Genomic DNA, 14758 nt, shown 5'->3' with positions numbered 1-14758 from the left:
CCGTCCCCATTCTGCTCGTCTGGCTGGTGTTGCGTAAACGCCGTCGCTAGACGGCCATAGGAATGAAAAACAGGCTCCGCTCGCGGAGCCTGTTTCATTTGGCGCGAGACTATCAGAACGACACAGCCACGCCGATATTGCCGCCGGTTTGGTTGCCGCTGCTCTTGCCGCTGCTTGCGGTCAGCTGGCCGAAGACGCTGACGCTCTTGTTGAAGTTGGCGCTGACGCCGGCGGTCCATTCCACCCAGTTGCTGGAAGGCTTGCCCAGATTGGTGGTCCAGTCGCCCTGGGCGGTGGCGAGGCCGGAGGTCACCGTGCGGTCGTCCTGCTGGAAGGCGTGGGCGTAGCTGACCTTGGCGTAGGGGCTGAACTGGCCGACGGTGGCGTCCAGTTGCCAGCCCACGCGGCCGATCAGCGCGCTCTGGTTCTGCGAGCCGTAGTACATGCTGCTGCTGTTGCCGCCTTGCTCGGTGAAACCCTGCACCTTGGCGCGGGCGTAGTCCAGGCCGGCCACCGGGCCGGTGGTCACGCCGCGGTACTGCAGACGGTAACCGCCGCTTACGCGCAGGCCGTATTGGGTCTGGCGGGTGGTGCCGCCGTTGCTGACGCTGGTCGGACCCAGAGTGGTGACGCGGTTGGTGTCGACGTCGCCCACGCCGACATGCGCGTCGCCATCCACCCAGAACTTGTCCTGGTTGTAGCTGACGAAGCCGGCCATCAGGGTGCTGCGGTCATTGATGCTGCCCGGGGCGCCGGCGTCGCTGACATCGGTCTTGCCCTGCTGCTGCGACATGGAAAGGCCGACGCTCAGCGCCTGCGTGGCTTGGAAGTCCAGGCCCAGCGTGTACAGCTGGCCCTTGGGCTTGTCTTGCAGGCCGTTGTAGTTGTTCTTGTCCTGGTTGAACGCGCCATCGACAAAGGCGCTGACCGTGCCGACTGCGCGCTGTTGCGAGCGGATGGATTGGTAGCGGGCGTCCAGCGCGCCGCCCAGCTGGCGGGCGTTGTTCAGCGCGGAATCCGGCAGGGCGGCGGCGAATTGCGGCGCTTGCAGCAGGCCGTAGACGTAGTCGCCCATGATCTGGTGGGCGGCCGGCGTCGGATGCAGATAGTCGCTGAACACATTCTTTTGGCTGTTCTGCGCGGACGAGCATTGGATGGCGCTGGTGTAGCAATCGGAGCCGGTTACGCTGGTGAAGCCGTATTTGCCCGGATTGGCCAGGATTTCCTGGAACAGCAGATTGATGTTGGCGCGGACGATGTTATGTTGCACGCCCGCAGCTTGCAGGCTGATGTCCTGCAGCTGATTGTAGCCGGTTGAGAGCTGCTGAAGGCCCGAAGCTATGCCCCCGGCGTTATAGGCTTGGCTGACGCTGCCTAAAGGAACCTTGGCGTTCTGCTGTGTCAGCGCGGCATCGGCTGCGCTGAGGGCTGCGGTGACGATGGCGTTGGAGTTTGAGGCCGATGATGGTTGCGCCAGGACTTTCCAGGCTGCGACCCAGGCCAAGCCTACTTGGGCATCGGTGACTACCGTGGTTTTGATTTGTTGTTGCACAGCCTGCAGCGATGCTAAAACGGCTAGCGGCGCCGCGGACATGTCGGGCAGATTGGGCACGATGATGGTGCGGGCGCCGGCCGCCTGCAGCTTTTGCACCAGGCCGGCCGCGGTGGCCGCCGAGTCGGCCAGGAAGGCTTGGGCATTTTGCGAGCCCTGTTTATTGACGTTTGCGCCGGCAATGCCCAAGGCGGCGATCACGTCATTGCCGCCTATCCAGACCGAGTAAACGGCATTGGGGTCCGCTTTGCCGCCGGTCGCCGCCAGGTAATTGCCAAGCTGGGTGGGCAATTCCAAGATGGCGGTGCTGGTGGCGTTGTCCACGCCGGTTTTTTCAATGGTGGCGCCGGCATAGGCGGGCGTGGTTGTGGCATGGGTATAGTCCAGGGCGATGGCGCCGCCCTGGGCGAAGTTATTGCCGCTGCCGCTGGTCTTGCTGTTGCTGGGATTGTTGGCGACCGAATTCAAACCATAGTAGCCGGCCAGGATATTGGTCCAGTTGTTCTGGTAGCCGGTGGTCCAGCGGGCGCCCGGCTGCAAGGTGCCGCCGCCCGTGGTGCTCAAGCCGCCAAAGGCGCCGACGTCGGACAGACTGTCGCCGAAGAAATAGAGGTTGCTGTAGGCGTTAGCCGCGGCGGGCAGAGCCAGCGCGGTGGCCAGGGCGATAGCGGTCAGGCGTTTGGACATTGTTTCCTCCTCGTTGAAACGAGCATGTTGGTGTTGTATTTGAATTAAGAGTCTAAGCTCTATTCAAACGATTATTCGAATATGCGCCCGTCTTGTCAACGACATCCCATGCCGGCAAGCGCTTGCGCTAAAATGCGGCCATGCGAAGATTATTTTTGAGTTGCCTGTGCCTGCTGTTGGCGCTGCCGGCCTGGGCGGGCGGAAATCAGGATTTGGGGCAGCTGGAAAAACTGGCGGGGCTGTTTCTGAAGCGCGAGCTGGGTTTGCGCGAGGCAAGCTGGAAGCTGGGGCGGCTGGATAGGCGATTGGTGGTGCCGGCCTGCGACAAGCCCAAGGCCGAGTGGGCGAATCCGTCCGAAACAACCGGGGCGACGGCGGTTTCCCTGTCCTGCCCGGAGCTGGGCTGGGCCTTGCGTTTGCCGGTGATGGTCGACGAGAAGCGCTTGGGCGTGGCGTTGAGCCGCGCGGTGGCGCCTGGAGAACAGCTGAACGCGGCCGATATACGGATGGTGGAGATCAGCAATCCGGCGCTGGCCAGCAATGTGCTGACCGACGCCAGCCAGGCGGTGGGGCAGGTCATGCGTTCCGGCGCGCCGGCCGGCGCCTGGCTGCGCGGCTTCATGGTGCGCGCGCCGTATCTGGTTCGCGTCAACCAGCAGGTCAAGGTGCTGGCGCAGGGCGATGGCTTTTCCGCAGAGGCGGAGGGCATGGCGATGAGCAACGCGGCGCGGGGCGAGCAAGTGAACGTCCGTTTGGCCAATGGCCGGGTGGTGCGCGGCACGGTGCAGGAGGATGGCAGCGTGGCGGTGGTTTTTTGATCGCAGAGTCCTAAAATTTGTTCAAGAGATTGTTTTTTCGGTCGATAATAGAGTCAGTTGAGTTTAGCAACGGGAAGGCCAGGCCATGAAAATCGACAATTCGGGCAAGCTGACGGGCACGTACAGCACCCAGGGCAAGACCACAGCCCGTGCGCCGTCCAGTTCCAGCAGCAGCAGCGCCAGCAGCGACAATGTGCAGATCAATTCGGTGGCCAGCCGTCTCAGCGCCATCGGCAATGATCCGAGCACCCAGCAGCCTTCGTTCGATGCCGCCAAGGTGGAGTCGATCAAGTCCGCCATCGCCAACGGCAGCTTCAACATCAATCCCGACAAGATCGCCGATGGTTTGATCACGTCTGCGCGAGAGTTGTTGAACGGCTGAGGCTGCATGGAGTGAATCGCCAGTAGCGTGAAGAGGCGACGGAATGTCTGTAATGGAAGAATTTGCCGCATTGTGCCGGGCCGAGACCGATCTCGCGACCCGGCTGGTTGCGTTGTTGGAGCAGGAACAACAGTGGTTGATCCAGCGGCAGGAAAACAAGCTGGAAGCGTTGGCGGATGAAAAAAGCGCGGTGCTGGACCAGCTGGCGCAGCAGTCCGCGCTGCGCGGCAAGTTGCTGGTCGGATTGGGCGTGCAGGATAAAGACACTTTGTACATCTGGCTGGCCGACAAGCCGGAGGCTTGCCAGGCATGGCTGGCGCTGGAGGATATGGTGGGCCGCGCGCAGGGGATCAACCAGCTCAATGGCGGCTTTGTCTCCGAACGGCTGACCGAGGTGGAGGGCGCGCTGACATCCTTGCGCGCGGCCGCCGTCTCCACGCTGGGCTACGATAGGGAGGGCAATCGTCCCGATGTGGTGACCGGCCGTCGCCTGCTGGGTTCTGCTTGAGTCCCGCCCATCTGCCGCGGCGAACAGAAAGGCGCCCTCGCGGCGCCTTTCGCGCAAGCGGGCTTCGCCGCATCGCGGCTGGGCGAGGGCGCTTCCTTTGTGGTATCTTCCCCAGCGGTCCCGTGTAAAGCGCATTCAGAACCCATGACCCTGATTTCCCTGATTTTGGCCTTGGCCTTGGAGCAATTGCGACCGCTTGGCAACCGCAACCGTGTATGGCTGCTGTTCACGCGCTACGCGAATCATCTCGAGCGCAACCTGAACGCCGGGGCTGAACGTCACGGGGTGATGGCTTGGCTGGCCGCCATCGCGCCCGCCATGGTGTTGAGCCTGCTGCTGTTCTACTCGCTGAAGGCGGTCAGCCCGCTGTTGGCCCTGGCTTTCAATGTGTTGATCCTGTATCTGACCATGGGTTTCCGCCATTTCTCCAGCGCGTTTTCCGAGATATCGCAGGCGCTGGGCGAAGGCCGCGATCTGGACGCGCGGATTGCCTTGGCCAACTGGACCGGCCAGCCGACCGCTGAATTGTCGGTGGAGGAAATCTCCCGGCTGGCGATAGAGCAAGGGGTGGTGGACAGTTACCGCCATGTGTTCGGCACCATGTTCTGGTTCGTGTTGTTGCCGGGACCGTCCGGGGCGTTGCTGTATCGGCTGTGCTCCATGCTGAACCATAAGTGGGGCAGCCGCAGCGCGGGCGACGACGCTTTTGGCCTGTTCGCGGCCAGGGTGGCCGGTTGGCTGGATTGGTTGCCGGTGCGCTTGACCGCCGCGGCCTTTGCGGTGATGGGCGATTTCGAGGACGCCGTGTATTGCTGGCGCTCCCAGGCCCGAACTTGGGGCAACTACGCCAACGGCATCTTGTTGGCTTCTGCCGCCGGCGCGCTGGGCGTGCGCTTGGGCGATCCGCTGCGGCAGGATTATTCTATGAAGTACCGGCCGGAGCTGGGCCTGGGCGACGAGGCCGACCCCAGCTATTTGAAGAGCGCCGTAGGCCTGGTGTGGCGCACCGCCTTGTTATGGTTGGCGGTGATTTTGCTGGTCAGCGTGGCCAGCCATATGGGCTGACGGCGGGTTGCCGCCCCTGGGGGGCGGCTTTTGCTTTTTCGCCGCCGGTCGATTGATGAACATCGGGGCGCGTTGGCGCGATGGCGCAACGTGCCCCTCCGTATTGCAGGAGTGTGTTAAATGTTGTTTTCGGAACTGGGCCTGTCGCCTGAGATCCTGCGCGCGATCGAGGAGCAAGGCTACAGCCAGCCGACGCCGATCCAGGAAAAGGCGATTCCGCTGGTGCTGTCCGGCCGCGATTTGCTGGCCGCGGCGCAAACCGGCACCGGCAAGACCGCGGCTTTCATGCTGCCGATATTGGAGCGTTTGAAGAAGTTCGCCAATACCAGCGTTTCGCCGGCCATGCATCCCATCCGCGCGCTGGTGTTGTCGCCGACTCGCGAGTTGGCTGACCAGATCGGCGTCAATGTGCAGACTTACACCAAGTATCTGCCGCTGCGCGCCACCACCGTTTTCGGCGGCGTCAATATGGACCCGCAAACTCAGGAATTGCGCCGCGGCGTGGAAATCCTGATCGCGACGCCGGGCCGCCTGCTGGACCACATCCAGCAGAAGACCGTTCAGCTGAACAAGGTGGAAGTGCTGGTGCTGGACGAAGGCGACCGCATGCTGGACATGGGCTTCATCCAGGATATCCGCAAGATCATGGGCATGTTGCCCAAGGAGCGTCAGACGCTGCTGTTCTCGGCCACCTTCGCGCCGGAGATCAAGCGCTTGGCCTCTGATTTCATGCGCTCGCCGCAAACGGTGGAAGTGGCGCGTCAAAACGCGACTAACGACCAGGTGGAGCAGCTTGTATATCAAGTGGACAGCTTCAAGAAGCGTCAGCTGCTGGCCCACTTGATCCGCTCGCGCGAGATGAGCCAGGTCATCGTATTCTGCAAGACCAAGATCAGCGCGGACCAATTGTCGCGCGATCTGAAGCGCGAGGGCCTGGACGCCGAAGCCATCCACGGCGACAAGACTCAGGGCACGCGGCTGGAAACGCTGGCCGCGTTCAAGGAAGGCAGCTTGCGCGTGCTGGTGGCCACCGATGTGGCCGCGCGCGGCCTGGATATTTCCGAGCTGCCCTATGTGGTGAACTTCGAACTGCCGACTTCGCCGGAAGACTATGTGCACCGCATTGGCCGTACCGGCCGCGCCGGCGCCAAGGGCGTGGCGATTTCGCTGATGTGCCCGGAAGAGGGCAAGCAGCACGAGGCGATCGAGAAACTGACCAAGCAGACGCTGACGCCGCAGAGCGTGGATGGCTTCTGGCCGTCCTGGCAGCCGCGGCCGAAGTCGGCGCAGCGCGAACCGATGCAGCGCGAACCTATGCCGCGCGAACCCATGCGGCGCGAGCCGTCCGTTCCGGCGTTTTCGTCGGGCAAGGGCGAGGGCTTGAAGCAGCCGCGCCAGGGCGCGCGCCGCAGCCGCAAGGGCAAGCGCGAAATACCGGCCCTGCTGCTGCCGCCACGCTACAAAGTGGAAATCATACGCTGATATAGAAAAACCCCGCTGCGGCGGGGTTTGTCATGTCCGCGACGCCGGGTAGCGCTATGATGGAATCAGGATGGAATCGAATGAGAGGTCAAACATGAGCAAGCGTCTGGTTTTCGTATTGAGCGCAAGCGGAGTGATGTTGGGCGCGGCGGCGGCCAGCCAAGCGGAACCCATGTTCCTGGCGACGGAACCGACTCTGGCCAGCCAGGGTAGCGCCGTCTTGTCGCAGGACAAGCGAAGCGGCCTGAGCGAAGAGCGCAGGCTGGCTCAATTGCGGGCATGGGTGCATGGCGGTTCGATTCATTGCAGCGATCCAAACTGCCCGCTCTGCCATCCGCAGCGCCTGCCGGCTGCGACGCTGTAGCCAGTGCTTAGCCGGCGTCGTTGGGGCGGGGAGGCAGCGCGGCGATGTCGCGCACCGGGGTGCCGGCATCGCGTTTGGCGTCGGCGCGGCGGAAGTTGTCGCGCACCTCTTGCACCAGCAGGAAGGGCGTGTCCACCGGCAGCTGTTCGCTCCAGGTGCTGATAGCGGGGGCGGCAGCGGCCGGCGCGAGTTCGGCGTGGCCGATGGCGCGGGCTTCGAATTGCCAGAGCAGGGACAGCAGAAGCAGCGGCGCCAGCAGCCAGCGCGGAGTGAAGTGCAATGTTGTCGTCATGGTTTGTATAGACTACGCCGACACGCGAAAAGTTGCACTGAAATTGTCAATACAGAACAAAAACCTCAGCCGGGCAAGGGCATGCCGCCAGCGCGGTAGTGTTCGGCTGGATCGATGTGCGTCATCACGTCCAGCACGGGGTGACCGTTCAGCACCCGGCGCCGGGCTTCTTCGGTAATGGCGTGCGCCTGGTAGACATTGATGCTGCCATCCACCTCCAGATGCACGTCCACCAGGATCAAGTCCCCCATTTTGCGCGTGCGCAGATCGTGCACGCCGACAATGCCGGGCGTTTCCAGCAGCGTGGCGCGGATGGCTGCCACGTCTTCTTCGCTGGCCGCGCGGTCCATCAGATCGTGCAGCGCGTCCCAGGAAAAGCGCCAACCCATCTTGCCCACCAGCAGGCCAACCACTAGCGCGGCCACGGGGTCCAGTATCGGATAACCCAGCAGATTGCCGGCGACGCCGGCGGCCACCACCAGAGAGGAAGCCGCGTCGGAGCGGGCATGCCAGGCATTGGCCACCAGCATGCCGGAGCGCACGCGCTTGGCCACCGCCAGCATGTAGCGGAACAGGCTCTCCTTGGCGATCAGCGCCAGCGCGGCTATCCACAGCGCCAGGGAGTGGACTGAGGGAATGTCTTCCGGGTGCATGAATTTATGGGCGGAGGAATACAGCATGCCGCCGCCGACGCCCAGCAGCAGCAGGCCCAGCACCAGCGAGGCGGCGTTTTCGTAGCGCTGGTGGCCGTACTGGTGGTCATGATCCGGTTCCTTGCCGCTGTGCTTGCCTGCGAACAGCACCACGAAGTCCGCCATCAGGTCGGACAGCGAATGGATGCCGTCAGCGACCAACGCGGCGGAGTGCGCCCAGGCGCCGACGACGATCTGCACGATGGACAGTACGATATTGACCGCCGAGCTGACCAGGGTGCTGACGCGCGCGGCGCGGCGGCGCTCGGCGCTGTCGGTTTCGTCTTGCCAATGGGGCGGGGAGTGATGCATCTCGGTCGTCCTTGCGGTTCGCTTGCCGTGATTTTCTCATTATTTTTACTATCGGTCATTAAAATTCAATTGCAAATCTAAATGATAATGAAAACGAGAATGAGCCGCGTAGACCATTTCAAAATCAGGGTTTACCAGCGAGTCGAGATCCAATACAACAGATAGGCCATGGCCAGCAGCACCAGGCTGCCGCTTAGCCAACAGGCCAGGCCGCCCAGAACGTCGCGCGCGCAGCCGATGCTCGCGCAAACGCAGCCAGGCTTGGCGGCGCGCGGCGCGGTCGAACAGCAGCTTCCATCCCTGCCAGGTGAGGTCGGCCCAGCGTTCGGAACCCTGTTGCAGCTGTTCGCCGCTGATGTGCAGATGGGGATGGGGGAAATGCGGTTTCATCGCAGCGCTCCAGTGCATGAAAACAAGGCCTTGATTAACAATTAGCAGATGGCGGGCCGCTGCGCGGCCGCCGCCGTTATAATCCGGACATGGAAAACATACAGCTTCCCCCTTTCGCCTCGCTGACGCCGGACGCCATCCTCGACGCGGTGGAGAGCGCGGGCTTCAAGGCCAGCGGCAGCCTGCTGGCCTTGAACAGCTATGAAAATCGCGTTTATCAGCTAGGCATGGACGAGGGTCCGCCGCTGGTGGCCAAGTTTTACCGCCCCGAACGCTGGAGCGACGAGGCCATCCTGGAGGAACATGCTTTCAGCCTGCAATTGGCGGAGCGCGAGATTCCGGCGGTGCCGCCATTGACCTTGCAGGGACGGACGCTGCATAGCCATGGCGGCTTCCGCTTTGCCCTGTTCGAGCGGCGCGGCGGCCGAGTGCCTGAGTTGGACCGCGACGACACGCTGCAATGGATAGGCCGTTTTCTCGGCCGCATCCACGCCTTGGGCAAGACCGAGCGCTATCGGCACCGGCCCGCGCTGGATTGGCAGACTTTCGGCCGCGAACCGGCGGATTTCATCCTGGCCGGCGATTGGCTGCCGCCGGAGCTGGCGCTGGTGTACCGAGGCGTGGTGGAGCAGGCGCTGGCCGGCGCAGCGCGTTGCTTTGAGCGCGCCGGCTCGGCGGAGACGCTGCGCCTGCATGGCGATTGCCATGTCGGCAATTTGCTGTGGACCGATGCCGGCCCGCATTTCGTGGACTTCGACGACAGCCGGACCGGTCCGGCGGTGCAGGATTTGTGGATGCTGCTATCCGGCGACCGCGCCGAGCAGTCGCGGCAACTGGCCGAGGTGCTGGCCGGCTACGAGGATTTCTGCGAGTTCGACCTGCGAGAGCTGAATCTGCTGGAGGCGCTGCGCACGCTGCGGCTGATCCATTACAGCGCCTGGCTGGCGAGGCGCTGGCATGATCCGGCGTTTCCGGCGGCCTTCCCGTGGTTTGGCGGCGCGCGCTACTGGGAGGAGCAGATCCTGGCGCTGCGCGAGCAGATCGCGCTGATGGACGAGCCGCCGCTGTGGTCCAGCTGAGGACGCTTCAGCTCTCTTCGGCTTTGGCGGCCTTGCGTTGCAGGCGCTGCTTGACCCAGCCCTCGAATTGTTCGGCCGACAGCGGCTTGGCGAAGTAATAGCCTTGTCCCATCACGCAGCCGCGCTCGCCGACGAAGGACAGGTCGGTCGGCGTTTCTATGCCCTCGGCCACCGTGGTCAGCTGCAGCCGCCGCGCCAGCTCCAGTATGCTGTTGAACACGGCCTCCAGGTGCGGCTTGTTGGCGACGGAGGTCACCAATGACTGGTCTATCTTCAGCTCGGTGAACGGAAAGCGCATCAACTGCTGGAAGGTGGCGAAGCCGGTGCCGAAGTCGTCTATTGACAGGCCTACGCCGCTGAGCCGCAGCCGCGCGGCTATGCCTATCGCCTCGGCCAGATTGTCGGCGACGGCGGTCTCGGTGATTTCGAACACGATGAAGCGCGGCGGCACGCGGCTGGCGCGGATGCGTTGGTCTATTTCGTCGGCCAGCGTCGTGCCCTTCAGCGACAGCGCGGACAGATTGACCGACAGCGGCAGCCTGAGGCCGCGCCGCGCCCACTCCTGCCATTGCGCCAGGCCTTGCTCCAGCATGGCCAGCGTCAGCTCGGTCGCCCAGCCGCAGGCTTCTATCACCGGCACGAAACGCGAAGGCGGAATGATGCCCAGCTCGGGATGGCGCCAGCGCACCAGCACCTCGGCGCCTTTCAGCAGGCCGCCGTCCAGCGTCACCTTGGGCTGGAAATAGGGCAGCAGCTGCCCTTGGTCCAGCGCCAGCCGCACGTCCTGCTCGCCGCTGAGTTCTTGTTCGGCTCCGTGTTCGGACCGGGGCGCCCAGATGCGCCTGAGCAAGTCCTCGAGCGCCGGTTTTTGCAAGGGTTTCTTGATGCCGCCCAGCACCTGCAGGCCCAGCTCCCGTCCCATCAGTTCGACGGTGGAGATCAGCAGGTAATCCTTGCCTGACGTGACGATAATGGGAACGGCGAGGTTTTCCTTGGCCATCTGCTGGATCAGTTGCACGCCGTCCATATGCGGCATTTCCAGATCGATCAGAACGAGGTCCGGTAGGCGTTCGCGCATCCGGGCCAGGGCCTCGGCGCCGTCGGCGGCCTGGCGCGGCTGGGCGATGCCGAGCTGCTCGCACAGATTGCAGGCGTGCTGCCGTTGCACCACGCTGTCCTCCACCACCAGCACGTCGTTTATCTGCTTTGTCATAGCGCCGCCTATGACTGTCGGCAGATCGCTTTGGCGATCATTTCCAGCGCCATCACCTCATCGGCGGCGCCTAGCTTGATCGCCTCCTTGGGCATGCCGAACACCACGCAGCTTTCTTCGTCCTGAGCGATGGTCTTGGCTCCGCAGTCATGCATTTCCTTCAATCCCTTCGCGCCGTCGTCGCCCATGCCGGTCATGATGACGCCCAGCGCGTTGCGGCCGGCGAACTTGGCGGCGGAGCGGAACAGCACGTCCACCGAAGGTTTGTGGCGGCTGACCAGCGGCCCGTCCACCACTTCCACCTGGTAATAGGCCCCGCTGCGCTTGACCATCATGTGCTTGCCGCCGGGCGCGATCAGCGCGCGGCCGGGCAGGATGCGGTCGCCGTTGCTGGCTTCCTTCACTTCGATTTGCGACAGGCTGTTCAGGCGGTCGGCGAAGGAGCGGGTGAATTTTTCCGGCATGTGCTGGACGATGGCGAGGCCGGGGCAGGTGCGCGGCAGCTCGGTCAATATGGCTTCCAGCGCCTGGGTGCCGCCAGTCGAGGTGCCGATGGCGATGATGCGCTCGGTGGTGGCGAACACATTGCTGCCGGTGGGCGGCGCCAGAATGGCGTCAGCCGACAGCTTGGGCCGGGTTTCCAGCCCGGATGCCGCAGTAGCGGACGAGGCGGCGGGAGAGGCCGCGGACGGCATGACCCGCACTCGGCTCATGCGGGCGGCGGCGGCGCTGCGCACCGCCATCACCAGCTGGCTGGCGCTGTCTTCTAAAAAGCCTTTTACGCCGGCCGCCGGCTTGGCGATCACCTCCACCGCGCCGGCCGCCAGCGCCTGCATGCTGATGTCGGTGCCCTTTTGCGTCAGTGAGGAGCAGATCACCACCGGCGTCGGCCGGGTGGCCATCAGTTGTTTCAGGAAGGTAATGCCGTCCATCCGGGGCATTTCGACGTCCAGCACAATGACGTCCGGCCACTGCGCCTTCATCTTGTCCATCGCCATATAGGGGTCGTTGGCGACATCCATCACCTCGATGCCGCTCGCCTTGTCGAATACCTGGCTCAGCACCTGCCTGACCACGGCGGAGTCGTCGACGATCATAACCTTGATGCTCATGTGCGCGTCCTTGTTTTGCTTGTCGGCATCGAGTCCAGCTCGGCCTCTTGCGATTGTTTGATCCAGACGTGGCCGCTGGCGACCTCGAACAGCACCAGGCGCGGGCAACTGCCGCCCAGCTCCTCGCCGTGCAGCCGCAGCCCCAGCTGTTTGACCATGGCGCGGGCCTGACTGATATTGCGCGTCGGCACGTCGTGGCTGAGCTTGCGCTCGCTGCTGAGCATCATGGAGGCTCCGCCTATCAGCCGCGCCTGGAACTCCTGCAGCGGCAGGCCGCTAGCCAGGATTTCCCGCAGCAGCAGCAGCATGGCTTCATCGCCGTAGCGGCCGGAAAGCGTTTCGGTGCGACGGTGGTTGCGCTGGGCCAGCAGGTAGTGGCACATGCCGCCGATGCGGGCCTGCGGATGCCACAGCACGATGGACACGCAGGAGCCGAGCAGCGTGCGGATGCGAGTCTCCCCGCCGCCGAAGTGCCATTCGCCGGGATGCAGAAATACCGCGTCGCCGCTGGGCGCGGCGGGCGGGTTGGAGGCGGAGCGCTTGTCGGACGGACTGCCTGTTGCGGATGGCGGGGACGGCGCCATGGCGGTGACTCCCTTGTTGCGCGCCAGCTAGCCGGCGCCGCGCTTTCTTTTCAATCTAGTACAGTCCGCGCCGTGTCCATTCATTAGAAGCGGAACGGCGTGTCGGGCGCGGGCGGCTGGGGCAGTCTATTCAGTTGGAAAACGGCCATGGCCTGTTGCAGGCGCTCGGCCTGCTGCGTCATTTCGGCGGCGGTGGAGGCCAGCTCCTCGCTGGCGGCGGCATTCTGCTGCGTGGTGTGGTTCAGGTGCTGGATGGCCTGGCTGATCTGGCCGATGCCGCCGGCCTGTTCCTGAGTGGCGGCGGCGATCTCCTGCACCAGATCGGCGGTGCGCGCGCTGGAGCGGACGATTTCCTGCAGCAGCCTGCCGGCCTGTTCCGCCACGCTGACGCTGTGTTCGGCCAGCTCGCCTATTTCCTGCGCCGCCACCTGGCTGCGTTCGGCCAGCTTGCGGACTTCGGCCGCCACCACGGCGAAGCCGGCGCCGTGCTTGCCGGCGCGGGCCGCTTCGATGGCGGCGTTCAGCGCCAATAGATTGGTCTGATAGGCGATGTCGTCGATGATGCCCACCCGTTCGGCGATCTGGCGCATCGCCCGCACGGTTTGCTGCACCGCCTTGCCGCCCTCGGTGGCTTCGTCCGAGGCTTTCTCGGCGATGGCTTCCGTGGCGCGGGAATTGTCGCTGGTCTGGCTGACCGAGGCCGAAACCTGCTCTAGCGAGGCCGAGCTCTGTTCGACGCCGGCCGCCGAGGCGCTGGCGCCCTGCGATAGCGTCAGCGCGGTGGCGCTGATCTGCTGCGCGGCGCAGGAGACGCCGTCGGCGCCGTCCTTGACTTCGCCTATGGTGGCGCGCAGTTGGCGGCACATCTGCTGCATCGCGTCGCGCAGGCTGCCGTCCGGCGCCGGGCTGTCTTCGAGGTCCAGCCGGCCGGCGGCCACTTCGCGGGCGATGGCCGCCACCTGCTGCGGCTCTCCGCCCAACCGCCGCACCAGGCGGCGGTAGATCCAGGTCAACGATCCGGTCAGCAGCAGCAATACGCCGGCGCTGACTCCGCCCAGAATGGCGAAGGTCAGCTGGGTGGTGCGCTCCGCCTCGGCCTCCATTTGCCGTTGCAATTGGTTGGTCTTGTCTATCAGCGGCAGGATGGCCTGGTAGTTGAGATCATAAGCGGCGGACAGGCGGTCGAAAGCGCGGTTGATCGCCAGTTGGTCGTGCGCGTCCAGGGCGGGCAGCATTTGCGTGTCGACCTCCTGGAAAAAGGCGTCCGCTGTCGGCGTGACCTGTTGCCGCAGCCGAGCGCGCATGTCAGCCGGCAAGTCGCTGGCCAGCCATTTTCTTTGCGAGTCGTAGAAGGCCTCGCGCCGCAGCCGCAGCTGATTGAGCAACTGCTGGCGGATGGAAGGGTCCGGCGTGTTGCGCAGCAGATTGACCAGCAGGAAGCTGGCGTCCAGCTCCAGCGTCGGCGGGTCCAGATCGTTGATGAAGTCCTTGCCTATGACCACCTGGTGGTACAGCGCGCCGTTGATCATCACGGCGCGCAGCCCCATCCAGGCGGTGGCGGTGAGCAGGCCCAGTCCCAGCAGCACGCAGGCGATCAGCGCGCTGAACTGGCGGCGTAGAGTGAAGTCAGCCATAGGTGGTATTCCGTCGGTTAGGCGCGGCGAGAGGGCGGCTCATCCTTCCTCCCCCGCCGTTTCCTGGTGGCCGAGCTCGGATAGCAGCGACATTTCCTCGAGCGATAGCACCTTGTCCACGTTCAGGAGCACCACGAAGCGGCCCTCCACCTTGGCCATGCCCTCGATGAAGTCCACCCGGATCTTGCTGCCGAACTGCGGCGGCGGCTCGATCTCGCTGTCCGCTATCGCCAGCACCTCGTGCACTGCGTCCACCAGCACGCCCAACAGCTGGCATTGCTCGGCGTGCTCCATCTCGATGATGACGATGCAGGTTCGCCGCTGGATAGCCGTTTCCTCGCGGGCGAAGCGCAGCGACAGGTCTATCACCGGGACCACGGCGCCGCGCAGGTTCATCACGCCGCGGATGAAGGAGGGCATCAGCGGCACCGTGGTCGGCGCCATGTACTCCAGGATTTCGCGTATGCGCAAAATGCTGACGGCGAAGGTCTCGCCGGACAGCTGGAAGGTGAGGAACTGCCGGGTTTCGTCCGGCTCGTCCCCGGCTGGGGCGCCGTCGCTGCGGCGAAGCATGTTCAGAGCGGCCATGACT

General features: G+C 64.2%; 16 protein-coding genes. 7 read left to right on the top strand and 9 right to left on the bottom strand.

Annotated features, from left to right (window positions below):
- Positions 1 to 112: 112 nt before the first annotated feature.
- Positions 113 to 2239 (bottom strand): autotransporter outer membrane beta-barrel domain-containing protein, encoded by a 2127-nt coding sequence (locus C2I19_RS09935; RefSeq protein WP_103902539.1) that lies wholly within the window; start codon positions 2237 to 2239, stop codon positions 113 to 115.
- A gap of 140 nt (positions 2240 to 2379) precedes the next feature.
- Here C2I19_RS09935 and flgA point away from each other — a divergent pair, with 140 nt between their 5' ends.
- The 6 genes from flgA to C2I19_RS09905 all read left to right on the top strand — a co-directional run bounded on the left by flgA (position 2380) and on the right by C2I19_RS09905 (position 6858).
- Complete coding sequence (gene flgA, locus C2I19_RS09930) at positions 2380 to 3057, top strand: flagellar basal body P-ring formation chaperone FlgA (RefSeq protein ID WP_103902538.1); 678 nt, start codon at positions 2380 to 2382, stop codon at positions 3055 to 3057.
- A gap of 85 nt (positions 3058 to 3142) precedes the next feature.
- Positions 3143 to 3439, top strand: a complete 297-nt coding sequence (flgM, locus tag C2I19_RS09925; protein ID WP_103902537.1) for a flagellar biosynthesis anti-sigma factor FlgM — start codon at positions 3143 to 3145, stop codon at positions 3437 to 3439.
- Positions 3440 to 3491: 52 nt separating this feature from the next.
- Positions 3492 to 3947, top strand: coding sequence for a flagella synthesis protein FlgN (locus C2I19_RS09920; RefSeq protein ID WP_158253683.1), 456 nt, complete (start codon positions 3492 to 3494; stop codon positions 3945 to 3947).
- Between the two features lie 144 nt (positions 3948 to 4091).
- A complete protein-coding gene (locus C2I19_RS09915; RefSeq protein ID WP_103902535.1) occupies positions 4092 to 5012 on the top strand; it encodes a CobD/CbiB family protein in 921 nt (306 codons plus the stop codon).
- A gap of 120 nt (positions 5013 to 5132) precedes the next feature.
- Positions 5133 to 6494 carry a DEAD/DEAH box helicase gene (locus tag C2I19_RS09910; protein ID WP_103902534.1) on the top strand — a complete coding sequence of 454 codons (1362 nt, stop codon included), beginning with the start codon at positions 5133 to 5135 and terminating at the stop codon, positions 6492 to 6494.
- 94 nt (positions 6495 to 6588) lie between these two features.
- Positions 6589 to 6858, top strand: coding sequence for a hypothetical protein (locus C2I19_RS09905; RefSeq protein WP_103902533.1), 270 nt, complete (start codon positions 6589 to 6591; stop codon positions 6856 to 6858).
- A gap of 7 nt (positions 6859 to 6865) precedes the next feature.
- Here the strand turns inward: C2I19_RS09905 and C2I19_RS09900 are convergent, their stop codons facing one another.
- The 3 genes from C2I19_RS09900 to C2I19_RS21725 all read right to left on the bottom strand — a co-directional run bounded on the left by C2I19_RS09900 (position 6866) and on the right by C2I19_RS21725 (position 8544).
- Positions 6866 to 7150 (bottom strand): hypothetical protein, encoded by a 285-nt coding sequence (locus tag C2I19_RS09900; protein ID WP_146056774.1) that lies wholly within the window; start codon positions 7148 to 7150, stop codon positions 6866 to 6868.
- Between the two features lie 65 nt (positions 7151 to 7215).
- Complete coding sequence (locus C2I19_RS09895; RefSeq protein WP_103902531.1) at positions 7216 to 8154, bottom strand: cation diffusion facilitator family transporter; 939 nt, start codon at positions 8152 to 8154, stop codon at positions 7216 to 7218.
- Positions 8155 to 8202: 48 nt separating this feature from the next.
- Positions 8203 to 8544: a hypothetical protein gene (locus C2I19_RS21725; protein ID WP_146056773.1), complete on the bottom strand. Its 342-nt coding sequence runs from the start codon at positions 8542 to 8544 to the stop codon at positions 8203 to 8205.
- An 89-nt stretch (positions 8545 to 8633) separates the two neighbouring features.
- On the opposite strand from C2I19_RS21725, the gene C2I19_RS09885 reads away from it, so the two are divergent.
- Complete coding sequence (locus C2I19_RS09885) at positions 8634 to 9623, top strand: serine/threonine protein kinase (protein WP_103902529.1); 990 nt, start codon at positions 8634 to 8636, stop codon at positions 9621 to 9623.
- A 7-nt stretch (positions 9624 to 9630) separates the two neighbouring features.
- On the opposite strand, the gene C2I19_RS09880 is transcribed toward C2I19_RS09885, so the two are convergent.
- The 5 genes from C2I19_RS09880 to C2I19_RS09860 form a co-directional block, all read right to left on the bottom strand.
- Positions 9631 to 10836 carry an EAL domain-containing response regulator gene (locus tag C2I19_RS09880; protein WP_103902528.1) on the bottom strand — a complete coding sequence of 402 codons (1206 nt, stop codon included), beginning with the start codon at positions 10834 to 10836 and terminating at the stop codon, positions 9631 to 9633.
- 8 nt (positions 10837 to 10844) lie between these two features.
- The gene (locus tag C2I19_RS09875) at positions 10845 to 11948 is read right to left on the bottom strand and encodes a protein-glutamate methylesterase/protein-glutamine glutaminase (protein WP_103902527.1); all 1104 of its coding nucleotides are present in this window, start codon (positions 11946 to 11948) and stop codon (positions 10845 to 10847) included.
- Positions 11945 to 12532 carry a chemotaxis protein CheD gene (locus C2I19_RS09870; protein WP_103902526.1) on the bottom strand — a complete coding sequence of 196 codons (588 nt, stop codon included), beginning with the start codon at positions 12530 to 12532 and terminating at the stop codon, positions 11945 to 11947. Before C2I19_RS09870 ends, C2I19_RS09875 begins: the two co-directional genes overlap by 4 nt.
- A gap of 83 nt (positions 12533 to 12615) precedes the next feature.
- Entirely contained in the window at positions 12616 to 14166 is a 1551-nt protein-coding gene (locus tag C2I19_RS23005; RefSeq protein WP_199181128.1) for a methyl-accepting chemotaxis protein, read from the bottom strand.
- A gap of 39 nt (positions 14167 to 14205) precedes the next feature.
- On the bottom strand, positions 14206 to 14754 hold the full coding sequence (locus tag C2I19_RS09860; RefSeq protein ID WP_103902525.1) for a chemotaxis protein CheW: 549 nt from the start codon (positions 14752 to 14754) through the stop codon (positions 14206 to 14208).
- Positions 14755 to 14758: the final 4 nt, after the last annotated feature.

The organism is Chromobacterium alticapitis, from assembly GCF_002924365.1.
Lineage (GTDB): Bacteria > Pseudomonadota > Gammaproteobacteria > Burkholderiales > Chromobacteriaceae > Chromobacterium > Chromobacterium alticapitis.
Note: the sequence above shows the minus strand (reverse complement) of the source record. Positions and strands in the feature narration are given on the sequence as shown.